Source organism: Antribacter soli, from assembly GCF_021568775.1.
In the GTDB taxonomy this organism is placed as follows: domain Bacteria; phylum Actinomycetota; class Actinomycetes; order Actinomycetales; family Cellulomonadaceae; genus Antribacter; species Antribacter soli.
Genome location: NZ_JAKGSG010000036.1, coordinates 61789 through 77883, shown reverse-complemented (window position 1 = coordinate 77883; position 16095 = coordinate 61789). Strand labels below are relative to the sequence as shown.

Genomic DNA, 16095 nt, shown 5'->3' with positions numbered 1-16095 from the left:
GAGTACCCAAGCGTGGCGTTGAAGAAGTCTGACCTGTACGGCTCCCTGTGGGCGGGAGCGGACCAGCTCCGCGGCGGCATGGACGCTGGCCAGTACAAGGACTACGTGCTGACGCTCCTGTTCGTGAAGTACGTGTCGGACAAGGCGAAAGCCGACCCGCGGGCCATTATTGACGTGCCCGACGGCGGCTCGTTCGACGACCTCGTTGCCGCGAAGGGCAAGCCCGATGTCGGCGAGCGCGTGAACCTCGTTCTCGCTTCCCTGGCCAAGGAGAACGGCCTGGAGCGGGTGATCGATGTCGCCGACTTCGATGACCCGGACAAGCTCGGCAAGGGCAGAGAGCTGGTCGAGCGGGTTAGCAACCTCATCGGGATCTTCCAGGGCCTGGACTTCACTGGCTCACGCGCCGAGGGTGATGACCTCCTCGGTGACGCCTACGAGTACCTCATGCGGCACTTCGCCACCGAGTCCGGCAAGAGCAAGGGCCAGTTCTATACGCCGGCCGAAGTCTCCCGGGTGCTGGCACAGTTGCTCGGCATCAAGGCGACGACACCGAAGTCGTCGACCGTCTACGACCCGACCTGTGGTTCTGGCTCCCTGCTGCTCAAGGTGGTCGACGCCGCACCGCACGGTCTGACGATCTACGGCCAGGAGAAGGACAACGCGACGCGGGCCCTCGCGCTCATGAACACGATCCTGCACGGCGTGGGTACTGCAACCATCGAGCAGGGCGACACGCTCACGAGCCCGGTGTTCGTCGAGGGCGGCGAGCTGTCCACGTTCGATTTCGTCGTCGCCAACCCGCCGTTCAGCGTGAAGTCATGGACGAACGGGCTGCTGAACGAGTACAGCAGGTTCGACGGCTACGGCCGCCCGCCGGAGAAGAACGGCGACTACGCCTTCCTGCTGCACATCTTCAAGTCGCTCAAGAGCACCGGCAAGGCCGCCGTGATCTTGCCGCACGGCGTCCTTTTCCGCGGCAACGCGGAGGGTCGGATCCGCAAGGAGCTCGTGCGCCGGGGCCACATCAAGGCGATCATCGGGCTGCCGGCAAACCTGTTCTACGGAACGGGCATCCCCGCCTGCATCATCGTGCTCGACAAGGAGAACGCCCACGCCCGCACCGGCGTCTTCATGATCGACGCGTCCAAGGGCTTCGCGAAGGACGGCCCCAAGAACCGGCTACGGCACCGCGACATGCACCGCATCGTCGACGTGTTCACACGGCAGGTCGAGGTCGAGCGCTACTCGCGCATGGTCCCTCGGGCAGAGATCGCAGACGCAGAGAACGACTACAACCTGAACATCCCCCGGTATATCGACAGCTCGGAGCCCGAGGACATCCAGGACCTTGGCGCCCACCTGCACGGTGGGATTCCGAACCGGGACCTGGACGCCCTCCACCAGTACTGGGACGCGTTCCCGTCGCTGCGCGGCAAACTGTTCAGACCGTTGCGCCCCGACTACAGCGAACTGATCGTCGAATTGTCCACGATCCAGCCGACCATCACAGCATCGGCTGAGCACCAGACCTTCGTCACCAGCGCCATCGGCACGGTGACGCACTGGTGGAACACGCACACCGACCTGCTGGCCGGCATCACCGAGACGACCCGCCCTGCTGCGGTCGTGACCGAACTCGGAGAGTCGCTGCTCGACGCCTTCCGCACGAAGCCGCTGATCGACGAGTACGGCGTCTACCAGCAGCTCATGACCTACTGGGACGACGTCATGCACGACGATGTCACGCTGATCGTCGGACTCGGGTGGGAGGAAGCCGCCAAGCCGCGCCGGGCCGTCGATGACAAGGCGCGAAAGCTCACCGAGACGCCTGATCTCGTCATCGGCACGGCGCGCAACGCCGTCAAGTACAAGATGGACCTCATCCCGCCCGCGCTGATCGTGGCCCGATACTTCCTCGGAGACAAGGTCGCTCTCGACGAGCTGATCGCCTCGGGAGAGGCGGTCACGCAGGAGATCGCTGAGCTCGTCGAGGAGCATGCGGGCGAGGACGGCCTGCTCGCCGACGCCATGGAGGACGAGAAGATCACCAAGGCCCTCGCTACGGCACGACTCAAGGCAGCGCGGTACGAGGACCCGAAGGGTGACGAGGTGGTTCTTCTTACCAGGCTTGTCGGCCTCTACGCTCGCGAGGCGGACCTGAAGAAGCAGACGAAGGAAGCCGCTGCTGCCCTCGACAAGAAGACGCTCGACCAGTACGGGAAGCTCTCTGTCAAGGAAATCCAGAGCCTCGTCATCGACGACAAGTGGGGGGCCCGGTTTGTGCGTGGCGCCCAGGCCGAACTCGACGTTCTGATTCGGCAACTCGTCGAGCGGCTCGATGGGCTCGGCAGCCGATACGCCGATACCCTCGGCGATCTTGACGCCACGATGGCACTCCTGAACGCGGAGGTCATGATGCACCTCTCCACGATGGGTTTCGAAGCGTGAGCGCGAACGTGCATGGCCCGTGGCCGAACGTTCTGCTCGACAGCGTTGCAATGCGAGGAAGTGGTCATACACCCAGCAGGAAGCACCCTGATTACTGGGATGGTGACGTGAAGTGGGTTTCCCTGAAAGACACAGCACGGCTTGATAACGGTCTAATAAATACAACCGGGGTAACCATCACCGAATCCGGGCTCGCGCACTCTGCAGCTGTTGTTCACCCTCGTGGTTCAGTGATTCTTCTGCGCGACGCTGGGATCGGAAAGAGCGCAGTTCTTGCATCAGATATGGCCGTGTCGCAACATTTTATGGCGTGGCGATGCGGTCCCAAACTTCACAATTGGTTCCTCTATTACGTGCTCCAATTCAGAAAGCCGGAATTTGAGCGAATCGCGAATGGCAGCACGATCAAGACGATCGGGCTCGACTACTTTCGGCAACTTCAGATCGCTCTCCCAGACCTCCCGGAACAGCGATCGATTGCAGGTGTATTGTCCGCGGTCGACGCCGCCATCGCCATGACTGAGCGCCTGATAGCCAAGAAGCGGGCGATCAAGCACGGCGTGATGCAGGAACTCCTGTCTGGTCGCACGAGACTCCCGGGCTTTTCGGAATGTTGGACGCCGGCCAGGTTTGGCGCAATTGCCGCACCTGCGCGCGAGAGGGTCCGCCCGCAGACGGTCACGGGGCGTGTTGTCGAGTTGGAGCACCTCGCGGCAGGCACTGGCGCACTTCTCGGCGACGGCGACGTTCGCAACGCTGTCTCCTTGAAGACCCGATTCCGCGATGGCGACGTCCTGTTCGGCAAGTTGCGTGCATACCTGCGCAAGTATTGGCTCGCCGACCGCGACGGATACAGCTCCACCGAGATCTGGGCGCTGCGACCGCGTGATGGTGTGGCGTCAGGAAAATTCGTACGGTACGTCGTCGAGCAGGATGGGTTCATCGAGGCGGCAAGCACCGCATACGGCACCCACATGCCGAGGTCGGACTGGGGCATTGTGTCCAAGTTCAGGGTGTTGTTGCCTCCGCCAAGCGAGCAGATCGCAATTGGTGAGGTGCTGGGGGACGCGGACGCCGAGATCGAAGCACTTGAGCGACGGCTGGACGTGACTCGGGCACTCAAGGTGGGGATGATGCAGGAGTTGTTGACGGGGCGTGCCCGTCTGAGCGTCGGGGAGGACGCCGAGTGACCGAGGTGGGGCAACCAGAGCGCGAGACGCAGGATCGTGTCGTTGCGTTGCTGACCGAGCGGCTCGGGTACGAGCCGCTAGGCAGCTGGCAGTACCGAGCAGGGAACGCGAACGTCGAGGAGGCGAAGCTTGCCTCCTACCTGACGAAGACCCGGCGGTACACGGACGACGTCGTCCGAGCTGCGGTCAAGCAGGCGAAGCATGCCGCGGTCGTCGGCGGTACGCGACGCCTGTTCGACGCGAACCGTGACGTGTACCTCCTGCTGCGGTACGGGGTGAAGGTCAAGGACAGCACGGGCGAGAAGGTCACGACCGTCTGGCTGATCGACTGGGACCATCCGGAGGAGAATCACTTCGCGGTGGCGGAGGAGGTCGCAGTCGACGGTCCGCACTCGAAGCGCCCCGACGTCGTGCTGTACGTCAACGGCCTGGCGTTGGGCGTGATCGAGCTGAAGCGCTCGAACGTCGCCGTGAGCGAGGGCATCCGGCAGCACCTGGGCAACCAGCAGCAGGACTTCATCCGGCCGTTCTTTGCCACCGCGCAGCTGCTGTTCGCGGGCAACGACGTCGAGGGCTTGCGCTACGGAGTGATCGAGACGCTGGAGAGGTACTGGCTGACCTGGAAGGAACCCGAGGAGAGCCCGGTCGGCTCTGACGCGACCGGACGCCTCGACCAGGCGCTGGTGCAGATGTGCTCCAAGGCGCGGTTCCTGGAGCTGCTGCACGACTTCGTCGTGTTCGACTCGGGGGTCAAGAAGACCGCACGGCACAACCAGTACTTCGGGGTCAAGGCCGCGCAGAAGCGCGTGCGGTCCCGTGAGGGCGGGATCATCTGGCACACGCAGGGCTCGGGCAAGTCTCTGACGATGGTGTGGCTCGCCAAGTGGATCCGCGAGAACGTGGACGGCTCGCGCGTCCTGATCATCACTGACCGGACCGAGCTTGACGAGCAGATCGCGAAGGTCTTCGCGGGTGTCGAGGAGCAGATCTATCGGACGACGACGGGTGCGGACCTACTGGCCCAGCTCGACAAGCACGATCCATGGCTCATCTGCTCGCTGGTGCACAAGTTCCGGCGGGGGCACTCCGAGGACGAGAGCCCTGAGGCGGAGGCCGAGCGTGACAAAGCGACGGCGGACTTCGTCCGACAGGTGACATCGTCGGTGCCGGACGGGTTTCAGGCGAAGGGCAACCTGTTCGTCTTCGTCGACGAGGCGCACCGCACGCAGTCGGGCAAGATGCACATCGCAATGAAGAAGCTGCTCCCGGGGGCGATGTTCATCGGGTTCACCGGCACCCCGCTGCTCAAGGCGGACAAGGCGACGAGCATCGAGACGTTCGGCTCGTTCATCCACACGTACAAGTTCGACGAGGCCGTCGCTGACGGGGTCGTGCTCGACCTGCGCTACCAGGCGCGGGACATCGACCAGGACCTGACGAGTCCCTCGCGGGTCGACAAGTGGTTCGAGGCGAAGACCCGCGGTCTGACCGACCTGTCGAAGGCGGCGCTGAAGAAGCGCTGGGGAACGATGCAGAAGGTCGTTTCGTCCGAGCCGCGTGCCCGCCAGATTGTGCAGGACATCCTCCTTGACATGGAGACTGAGCCGCGGCTCGTCTCGCGTCGAGGCAACGCGATCCTCGTGGGTCAGAGCATCTATCAGGCGTGCAAGTTCTACGAGATGTTCGTCGATGCCGGCTTCGCCGGGCAGTGCGCCATCATCACGAGCTACGAGCCGAGCGCTAGCGAGGTCTCCAAGGAGAACTCCGGCGAAGGCCGGACCGAGAAGCGGCGACAGTACGACATCTACCGGCGGATGCTGGCCGATTACTTCGGCGAGCCGGAGGACGTGGCGTCCACGCCGGAGCGGATCGAACGGTTCGAGATAGAGGTCAAGCAGAAGTTCATCGACGAGCCCGGGCAGATGCGCCTGCTCATCGTGGTGGACAAGCTGCTGACTGGTTTCGACGCGCCGAGCGCGACCTACCTGTACATCGACAAGCCGATGCGTGACCACGGGCTGTTCCAGGCGATCTGCCGTGTGAACCGGCTCGACGAGGAAGACAAGACGTACGGGTACGTCGTCGACTACCGCGACCTGTTCAAGTCGCTGGAGAACGCCATCGGCGACTACACCTCCGGCGCGCTCGACGGGTACGAGCGCAAGGACATCGAGGGCCTGCTCAAGGACCGCCTGAAGCAGGCTCGCGAGGACCTCGACGAGGCGCTCGAGAAGGCCCGCGCACTCGTCGAGCCGGTCGCGCCCCCAAAGGGGACCCTGGAGCACCAGCACTACTTCTGCGCGATCGAAGCCGGAAACGCCGCCCAGCTCAAGGCCAACGAGCCTAAGCGCGTCGAGCTGTACAAGACGGTCTCGACCCTCGTTCGTGCCTACGGCGCGATCGCCAACGATCTTGCGGCAGTCGGGTACCCGGTCGCGGAGGCTGAGGCGATCAAGAAGGAGGTCTCGCACTTCGTCGCCGTGCGTGACGAGGTCCGGCTCGGAGCCGGCGAGAAGCTCGACCTCAAGCAGTTCGAAGCCGGCATGCGGATGCTCCTTGATACCTACATCTCCGCTAGCCCGTCCGAGGAGGTCGCCACCCTCGAAAAGGGCCTCGTCCAGATGGTCGTCGAGCGTGGCAAGGACGCTATTAGTGGCCTGCCTGCGGGCCTACGGAACAACCCCAAGGCGGCATCGGAGACGATCGTCAACAACGTGCGTCGCACGATCGTGGACGAGCACGCGATGAACCCCAAGTACTACGACGCGATGTCGACGCTGCTTGACGCGCTCATCGAGCAGCGCCGCCAGAATGCGATCGAGTACGAGGAGTACCTGCGACGTCTCATCGACCTCACCGAGCAAGTGGGACGCAAGGACTTCGAAGGCGATTACCCGTCGTGGGCGACGACACCGGCGCGGCGTGCTCTCGTCGACCTCACCTGGCCGTCCGGGTTCGACGTGGCGGTTGTCCACTCGGCCATCCAGCACGGCAAGGAGCACGGCTGGACGAATCATGTGCGAAAGCGCAAGGCGCTGCGGAACGCGCTCCGGCCAGTGGTGCCAGCCGAGTGGCTGGATGGCGACATAGACAACCTGCTCGATCACATCGAGAAGCACCATGAGTACCAGTAGCGAATATCTCACCGTCGCCGGCATCGACGTCGACGTGATCTACAAGGACATCAAGAACCTGCATATCTCCGTCTACCCGCCGATGGGCCGCGTGCGCGTAGCGGCTCCACAGCGGCTTGACGAGGACACGATCCGCCTGGCCGTGATCCAGCGCCTGCCCTGGATCAAACGACAGCGCCAGGAACTTCAGGTGGCGGCTCGTCAGACCGAACGTCGGATGGTTAGTGGCGAGTCCCACTATGTGTGGGGCGCCCGCTACCGGCTCGACGCTTCACAAGGCGGTCGGCCTTCCGTGCGGCCGAAGGGCAAGACCCTCTGGCTCACGACACCGGAGGGAAGCAGCGAGGACGCACGCCAGGCCGTCCTTGACCGGTGGTACCGGCGCCAGCTCAAGGACGCACTTCCCCCCCTGCTTGCCAAGTGGCAGCCGGTTATCGGTGTCGAGGCAACCCAAGTAGTCGTCCGGCGCATGAAGACCAAGTGGGGCACCTGCCAGCAGAACAGCGGGGCGATCTGGATCAACCCCGAACTCGCGAAGAAGCACCCCCGCTGCCTGGAGTACATCGTCGTCCACGAGCTTGTTCATCTCCATGAACGCACCCACAACGAACGGTTCGTCAACCTCATGGACCAGCTCCTTCCCGACTGGCGGTCACGGCGCGATGAGCTCAACGTGGCCCCGCTCGCTGCAGAATCGTGGCAGTAGTCGTCAGGATGCGTGGCTTTGCCGTCCTCCGAGTGGTGACTACGAACCTCGCCCGATACGTCACGCGTCACTCGTACCGCCATCGCGAGCAAATGTAGGGCGAACCACCAGACGACCAGGTTTGTACCAGAACAAGCACAACGGGTTCCACGAGGTGTTGACCGCTGCAAGGCGCGATCAGCGACAGTCCGCCATCGCGCTGCCGGTGGTCCAACATTCATGTACTTCCCGTGTTGATTCTGCGTGGGTGTCGCTGCACCGAGGGCCGTCCCGGCGCTGCGCGGTCGGCCCGGGACTCGTTAGTTTCTGGGTGGGTGACGCAAGGGGGCGGGGGTGGTCTCGACTGCGGCTTTGTCCGCGTGCAGCTGTCTGGCAACGCGGCGGGGCGCGTCAGGGTCGCAGTGTGGCGATCATTGGTGCAACCGACCGCAGCCGGATGAGCGCTTCGCCGCGTTCGATCGCACGCAGCGCTTGCGGCGACATAAGGAGTCCCTGCGCCGGGTCCGGTCTGGGTGGTGCTGGCCCCGTCGGCGCCAACAGACCGGGAGTGGGTGGTCTCGTCGCGGTTGCCGAGCAGGGCGGAGACATCTTGTAGGTCCCGGGCGACGGCGGAACCACCGAGGTTGATCCTGACGATTGCGGTGTCCCGGACGGCGCCGGCCTCCTCGACACCCCAGGCACATTGCGGGCTTGGGCCTAGGACTGGAGTACCGGCATGACGGTGATGTTGGGTCCGCCGCCGTCGGACATGAGGGCGCGGCGACGTGAAAGAGCTCGGCAACCGGGTCACCGCGGGCGGCGTCGTCGCCCGGGCACTGTGGGCGCAGGTCACCCGTGATGTTGACGTACTTCAGCTCGACGTACGTGGGGAGGCAATCTACGACCCGGTGACCAAGGCGCTGGCGGATGACGGCAATCTCAAGGAGTCCCACCCAGGCTGCCTGGGACCGCGCACAAACGGGAGTCCGGGAGACCCACGGAGCGGATGCGAAGACCCGTTCGCTCAGATCCCTCGGCGACCAGTGCCGCTCCTGGGGCAGGGTGAACTTCGACTACAGGCAGGCACGCCAGGCGCTTCGGCGCAAGACTTACAAGTACTGCTCGTTCGAGCTGGGTCGCAAGGGTGCGCGAGCGGGGCTTCTCCTGGGAGGTGTCCGTTGACCGACAAGTTCAATTGGTTCGTGATTCCCAAGGACCCGCAAGCGATAACAGAGTTACTCCCTGGAGCGACTGACTACGACCTCCTGAACGAGTACACGCTTCAGCGTCTTATCTACAGGCGGCGCGAGTACGGGATCAACTTGGACTGGGCAGAACTAGATCCTGGCTCACCATCACCATCGTTCTATGTTGCGCGGGGGTTCGCGGGCGCAGGGCCGATCAACTACAACGAGCCGGTCGCGATAGGCATCCGCGACGGCGGCTACCTTCGCTACGGATCGCAGGAGTACGGCATCAACCTTCGCTGGTCAGGAAGCCCAGTGTACGAATGGCGGCTAGTGTCGGAAGACATCAATCTCCTCGGAACCCCTGTGCGGTTGGGCCAGCCTGTAGGGTTGCGCAACGACGTAGTGCCTGACGAATTGTTCTACGACCCGCGCAGGTACGGCATCAATCTCAAATGGCTTCAAGACAAGGGGAAATTTAACAGCCGTCCCTGGTATGCGCCAATCACCACGGCCATCGGCGGGGTTATCTCGGAACTGCGGAACTTGGCAAGCGAGGGCCTTTGGAGACTGATCCATTCGCCGGACTTCCTGCTCACAATAATCGGCATCCGGTTCCCGAAACAGGTGCGCGTCCACTTCATGATACTTCGCGATACGTCAGGAAAGCCTGTCTTTCTCGACCAGAACAGTCCAGCATTCGGCGACGACAAAGATCAACTCGATAAGGCAATCGCGGCCATGCGGAGATGCCTAAACGAGGTCAACGTCGAGGCGATCATCGAAGAGGACAAGAATCTCTACAGGATCCTGCCATTTCCGGCCCCTGCTTACGCGTTGGACGTCAAGTGTAAAGGCGGGGCGTGGGGAGAAGACTTGAAACTCACGGGCCGTTATTTCCGCGGCAACCGAGGTGTGAGCGGAATCTCAGTGTTTGTCGTGCGCGAGGTTGAAGGCAAATCTGGCTGCTCCCTCGGCCCGCTAGCCGATTACGTCACCGTTGGTGCCGACAAAGGTTTTGAGAACTCGACGTCGGGCCCGCCGTATGCGGATGAGCAACGTCCAACAACGCCAGTCCACGAGATAGGGCATGCTTGCATGCTTCAGCACAGGCGAGTTACAAGTTCAGATCAGGAAGAGAGGGACAGGGAACGCAAGAATCTCATGAAGGCTAGGACACCCCGAGGTGTGACTTTGAGCCGGGTTCAGGCTGCGATCCTTCGAACCTCTCGCCACATGCGATACCGGTTCGGGACCGGCGGAACGATCGTGGATTGAGGTCGAGCATTCTTCCGACCCCGGGGCCGAGGCACTGCGCTGGCGTCTAGCCATAGCCGCACCCAGGTCAGGCCGTCATGTCGATCCCGGGTCGCCCGTCGAACCGCGGCCCCCCGCGTGGCGGGACTCCGACGTGCTGACGGCAGAGTGCGGGATCGACGCCTCGGTCGGCTCGGTCGGTGACGCCTGCGTACCCTCTCTCGCCAGATCGTGGTGTCTTCGGAGATCGGTGCTATCTCGAGGGTTAGCGTGTGCCTGGGCGTAGCGCGTCCGCAAAAGGATCACGCCGCGCTCCAGGCGTGCCCATTGCGGGACCGGGCCATTGGAGACCCTTGGACCCGTGGACGGTGCCGAGTGCGACGCCGTCGGCGAATAGGTCTTCCTCGCCGGCAGAGTCCTCGAAGCTCCCGACCGCGTAGTTCGCCAGCCCGGCGGGCAAGAACTCACCCTCACCGGCACGACGGTTACCGCCCAGCGCTACTACACCCACGGCGGCACGACCGTCGCGACCCCCGGCGTGTCCGGGGCGACCATCATCCGTCATGACCGCGTCAGCAGTCGCGCGGCCCTCTGACCCCGCCAGAAACCCCGGTTTACGGTGAGACGTCCGGCAGCGAAGCCGGACCGGCCGGACTGTCGGGGGTGACGGGACGTGGCGAACGGGGTTCCGGTCGCACCATTGACTGGCATCAGGGCCGTGCGCGCGGACGACCTGCTCCTCAACGGGACCGTCGTGCCCAAGTGGCCGGCCGCCGAGTGGCAGCCGCTACGAGGGGCGCGTCGTGCAAAACGCCCATATGCTCTCGGGCACCGTGCACCGCTGGCCCTCCCCGCTGGAGCCGATCTTGAGCCCACGTCGCCTGACCGTCGTGATTACCGGCGTGGTCGCCACCGCCGTCTTCGTGGTCCTTGCGGTGCTGAAGTGGAAGCAGGGCGAGCAGGTCGCCGGGACCGTCAGCGCGGTGTGCGGGGTGCTCGCGGTGGGAGCCGCTGTCGTGCCGCTGTTCTCGCGGCCGGGAGCTGGTGAGGGCGCAACGGGTCGGTGGCGAGTGTCGCGGACCGGTCGGGCACAGGGCGGGCGCGGATCGACGGCTACTACCGGAGTGAACGCGCCCGCCGACGCGCTGCCCGGCTCGCTGAAACTGTGGCGGACGGGGAGCGCCACTGTCGAGGATGACGGGGAGGCGCACACAGGGGTACGGGTGGTCAGCGGCGCGGGCGCGGGGGAGGCGGCCACGACGGAGGGTGCGAGGGGGGACACCGTCGGCCCCGGGGCCATGGAAGTACACCGCAGCGGGCAGGTGCAAGCAGGCGATAACAGCACGAACATCACGGGAGCCGTTGGCTCCGTCGTCATCACCAAGCCCGCCGACGTGCCCCGCCCGCATCACACGAAGTACCTCGTGCGAGTCCGCCAGCTCCGCCCCGAGGCACTGAAAGAGCGGGACGCCGAGCTCGCCGAGCTGAGCGAGATCTGCACCCGGCCGGACGGCGCCGCGTATGTCTGGTGGCAGGCCGGGCCGTGGGCTGGCAAGACCGCGCTGATGGCGCACTTCGTCGACAACCCGCCCGACAACGTGCGGATTGTCTCGTTCTTCATCATCGCGCGCGACGCCTCGGAGGCGGACTGCGAGGCGTTCCTCGAGCTCGTCATCCCGCAGCTCGCGGAGATCGCCGAGGTGCCCGTGCCCGCCAACATCGCAGGCAATCGCAAGCGGGACTTCTTCTGGGAGCTGGTGGTGCAAGCCGACGAGGCGTGCACGGCCCGCGGCGAACGGCTCGTCCTGCTCGTGGACGGGCTCGACGAGGACCAGGGTGTCACCGGCTCCGGGACGATGCGGAGCATCGCTTCGATCCTGCCCAAGCCCGCGGGCGGGTCGTTCCGGGTGATCGTGGCGGGGCGGCAGAACCCGCCCATCCCGGCTGATGTCCAGGCGGACCACCCGTTGCGCGACCCTGCCGCCGTCCGGCTCCTGGACCCTTCGCCTCACGGACTCGCGATCAAGGCGCAGGCGGAGCTTCAGCTCCGGGCGCACCTGGAGGACCGCGGGCTGCAGCACGAGGTCCTCGCGTTCGTGACGGTGGCACGCGGCGGCCTGACAGTCGCCGACTTGGCCGAGCTGACGGGTGAGACGGTGCCGCACGTGCGGGGGGTGCTCCACTCGCACTCCGGGCGGGCGTATCAGCTCCGCGACCAGGTCTGGTCTGCCGCCGAGGAGGTCATGCTCGCGCACGACAAGCTGCGGGATGCGGCCGAGGAGGGCATCTCACGGCGGGAGTCGACCGAGAAGCTTGCTGCGCTTGTGCGGTGGGCAGGGGAGTACCGTGACCGCGGCTGGCCGGCGGACACGCCGGAGTACCTGTTGGCAGGCTTCTACAGAGTCCTGCTGAAGGCCGGAGACGTCGTCGGACTCGTGGGCCACGTCGCCGACCTCGCGCGGTTGGAGCTGCTGCGCTCCGCGACCGGAGGAGACGCAGCAGGACTTGGACAGGTGAACGCGACGATCGAGCACGTCGCGAAGGATCCCGCCGATCTGGAGCAGACCGTCCTCCTGGCGCTCGTTCGGGATCACCTGTCCGACCGGAACGGGAACCTTCCCGAGGAGGTGCCTGAGGTGTGGGTCCGGCTCGGGGACCCGCGGCGCGCGGAGGCCCTGGCGGAGTCATCCGTCGACCCGGGCAAGCAGGCCGATGCTCTTGGACGGCTCGTCCAGCCGCTGATCGAGTGCGGGTACACCGACCGCGTGGGGCGTGTGGTCGAGAAGGCATGCGCGGCTGCGATCCTGGCAGGCCGTGGATGGCTTGTGGACCGGAGACTTGAACTGGCGGAGAGGCTGTACGCCACGGGCTTCCGCGAGCAGGCGACAGACCTGTTACGGCGGGTCTGCAACGAGGACGCCAGCCGTCGTCTTGAACCGGACGGCGTCGCTCGTGACCTGCTGGAGCTCGTGGCTCCAGAGAGCGCCGGCGAACTCCCGACGGTTGCCGATCAGCTGGGCCTCTTGCCGGACGCCCTGCACCGCGTAGTGGCAGTCGAGTCGCTTGTCGCTGCCCGGGCACGAAGGCGCGATCTTCGCTCGTCGGCGGATGTCGTGTCCGCCGCAATTGCCGAGGCGACTTCGATTCCTGAACCACAAGACCGGCTCCGGGCACTTCGTGGTCTGGCGGGCGCCGCGGTCGCAGCTGGAGACCTGACTACTGCTCTGGTATTGCTCGATCGGGTCACTGACATTGCGAGAGGCCTGCCTGACGTCGGGCACCGCATGGAACAGCTGGACAACGCCGCGACTCTGGCCTGTGACCTCAACGCCCTGCAGAAGGCCCGGTTGATTGCCCTGGAGGCGCGCGACCTCGCTGACACCACCACGGAGCCAGACACGGGGTCACAGCGAGAGGCGTCATTCGCCTGGCTCGCCCGCCGGCTAGCACGCACCGGTGACGTCGATGAAGCTCTGGCGACCGCAGACCGCATCACAGACCTCGACCAACGGCATGATGCCCTGGCACGCATCTCGGCGACCCTGGCCACGATGGGCCAGGTGGAGCCGGCACATGACCTCCTCCGCGGGCTGCCCCGCGAAACTGACGTGTCGGATGCTCTCATAGCCGTGGCCCAGCATCACGGGGCCGCTGGCCGGTTCCGAGCTGCGGAGGCGGCGCTTGCCGCTATCACTTACCCCGGCCACCGGGCCGCGACGCTGGGATCCATCGCGCTTCACGCCGTCAAGCAGGGCGACGCAGAGCGCGCCCACATCGCCGCCATCGCTGCCGAGGAAATTGCACGAACTGTTGTGTCCGCACCGGACGCATCGCAAGTACTGAGTGCCCTCGGGCTGACACGCTACGAACTGGGTGACTCCGAGGGCTCGCGCTCCGCACTGAGCGCAGCGCTCCACGAGGCACACCGGGAAACTCTCCGCTACACGCCGACGGGATGGACGCCGCTGTGCCGTGTCGCGGCGACGCTGGCTCGTGCAAATGAGGTTGACCGAGCGCGGGACGTCGTGGAAGAGGTGGTCGCCACCTTCGCGGAAGGTCTGCCATCCGGCCGAATTGACCCGCACTCGCTACTCGACGTGATGCGGTACATCGCCCCCATCAACCCAGCGGCGCGAGCCCAGGTGATCGAGCTCCTGACGATTGTCCTGCCCAAGGCGCCATATGTTGATGCATGGTGGCTCGCCCTACTCGCGGATGCTGCACGCCAGTACCTCAATCCGGCCACTGCAGTCACCATCCTCGACGTCGCCGTGGCGCGCCTGGATCGACTGAGCACCGACTCGAAACGGGCGGAGGCCGCACTCCTGATCGCAGACACTTCGATCGAACTCGGTCTCGCAAAGCAGGCTCGCGAATACCTTGCAGCGGTCCTGACGATCGCGAAAGGGTCCCTCTCTAGCGAGCGCCGATCCCTACTCTTCCGGGCACTAGACTACGCGGGAGGCCCTAGCGCCGTTATTTCCGTCGAGGAAGTCATGAGCCACGCCCACGCGTCGGACCATGAAGATCTCAGCGGCGCGCTAGCGCACGCCCTGGGCAGGCTGGGGCAGTTCGACGAGATTCGGCGGTATCGCGACAGTCTCACGGGCGACACCCGCCGCCGATTCACTGAGCGGTCCGTTCACGGCCTCGTCGCCGGAGGCTTCACCGCCGAGGCCCTCGCCGAGTACCGCGACGCCGAGGACGCACAAACCCGCGAAGGGCTGGTTCCCGCGGCGGTGCGGGCGCACACGGCCCGGGACGAGATCACACACGCTGTCCGGCTCGTCACCACGACGCCGATGACACCAGAACTGCGAGGCGCCATCCTGTACCTGTGCGAGCTTTGCACAGGCGACGACGCCCGCGCCGTCCTGACCCTCGCTGTCGCGTACGGCCCAGTCGTGGACGTGGTCGACGACCTCGCCGAGAAGCTCCCAGAGGTCCTCGTGGCCAACGGGGACAGCGTTGAGACGATCTACTCCGTCGACCCTGTGCTGTCGCCGTGACACCACACCGACCGGACCTGAAGGAACCGGTCACGAGACTCTGGCAGCCCGGAAGGTCAACGAGCTGGGCCCCGCTCCGTTGCGACCGTGTGCGGGTCCTCTGACCCCGCCAGAAACCCGGTTTTGCGGACGTAGCGAGCCGCCGTTCCGGTCGGCCGGTATCACGGCTGCTGTGACTACCTCATTGATACCCGCTCCCGCCCGCGCCGACCAGGCACTCCCGCCCGGCCTGACTGCCGAAGACATCGATCGCATCGTCGCGGCGGTCGCCGCGGAGCACGCCTCCAGCACCCTGGCCGTCTATGCCTCGGCATGGCGCATCTTCGCCAGGTGGTGCGCGGGCCGCGGCATGCAGGCGCTGCCCGCCGATTCAGCGACGGTGTGTGCCTACCTCACCGACCGGGCCCACCAGGGCAAGTCCTACGCGACTCTCGACCTGGCTTGCGCCGCCATCCGGTACGAGCACCTCCGCACCGCCCTGCCCAACCCGATCGCCGACGCGACCGTCGGGCGGGTCCGCCGGGGCCTGCGTCGCATCATCGGTGTGGCGCCGCGCCGTCAATCCCGCCCGCTGCTGGGCGAGGACATCTGTTGCATTGTTGAGGTCATCGACGCCGGCACCACGACCGGGGTCCGCGACCGCGCCCTGATCCTGCTCGGCTTCGCCTCCGCGCTGCGCCGCCCAGAGCTTGCCGCCCTCACCTTGGCCGACCTGGCGTTCGAACCGGGCGGGATTCTGGTGACGGTGCGCCGGTCCAAGACCGACCCCGACGGACGGGGACAGGTCATCGCGGCGGCGGCCGGCGCCGGCCGGGCCACCGACCCCGTCGAGGCGGTGCGCGCCTGGCTGCAAGTCCGTGGCACGCGGCCGGGGGCGCTGTTCACGCGTGTGGCCGCGGACGGCACGGCCGGACCCGAGGCGCTGTCCGGACGGACGATCTGCCGGGTAGTCCACGATCGTGCGAGGGACGCCGGCGTCCCGGCCGACCGTGTGTCGACCCACTCGCTGCGCGCCGGCCACGCGACCACGGCCGCGATGGCGGGCGTGCCGCTGGACCGGATCGCGGCCCAGACCAGGCACCGTGACCTCGCCACTCTCGTGCACCACCACATCCGGCCGATCGAAGAGATGACGAACACATCAAGTCGTGCGCTCGGACTCTGAAAGTACTGGGCTCGCGC

General features: G+C 65.6%; 7 protein-coding genes. All 7 read left to right on the top strand.

The features are described 5' to 3' along the window. Positions 1-12 precede the first annotated feature (12 nt). The 7 genes from L1785_RS13540 to L1785_RS13510 all read left to right on the top strand — a co-directional run bounded on the left by L1785_RS13540 (position 13) and on the right by L1785_RS13510 (position 16078). Positions 13-2451, top strand: a complete 2439-nt coding sequence (locus L1785_RS13540) for a type I restriction-modification system subunit M (protein WP_236089800.1) — start codon at positions 13-15, stop codon at positions 2449-2451. After that, a complete protein-coding gene (locus tag L1785_RS13535; protein WP_236089799.1) occupies positions 2448-3641 on the top strand; it encodes a restriction endonuclease subunit S in 1194 nt (397 codons plus the stop codon). The genes L1785_RS13540 and L1785_RS13535 overlap by 4 nt, the downstream gene beginning before the upstream one ends. Continuing rightward, the gene (locus tag L1785_RS13530; RefSeq protein WP_236089798.1) at positions 3638-6775 is read left to right on the top strand and encodes a type I restriction endonuclease subunit R; all 3138 of its coding nucleotides are present in this window, start codon (positions 3638-3640) and stop codon (positions 6773-6775) included. The genes L1785_RS13535 and L1785_RS13530 overlap by 4 nt, the downstream gene beginning before the upstream one ends. Next, positions 6762-7481 (top strand): M48 family metallopeptidase, encoded by a 720-nt coding sequence (locus L1785_RS13525; protein WP_236089797.1) that lies wholly within the window; start codon positions 6762-6764, stop codon positions 7479-7481. The genes L1785_RS13530 and L1785_RS13525 overlap by 14 nt, the downstream gene beginning before the upstream one ends. Positions 7482-8638: 1157 nt before the next feature. Then, on the top strand, positions 8639-9925 hold the full coding sequence (locus L1785_RS13520; protein ID WP_236089796.1) for a hypothetical protein: 1287 nt from the start codon (positions 8639-8641) through the stop codon (positions 9923-9925). 881 nt (positions 9926-10806) lie between these two features. Further along, positions 10807-14913 (top strand): P-loop domain-containing protein, encoded by a 4107-nt coding sequence (locus tag L1785_RS13515; protein WP_236089795.1) that lies wholly within the window; start codon positions 10807-10809, stop codon positions 14911-14913. A gap of 172 nt (positions 14914-15085) precedes the next feature. After that, positions 15086-16078, top strand: coding sequence for a tyrosine-type recombinase/integrase (locus L1785_RS13510; RefSeq protein WP_236089794.1), 993 nt, complete (start codon positions 15086-15088; stop codon positions 16076-16078). Positions 16079-16095: the final 17 nt, after the last annotated feature.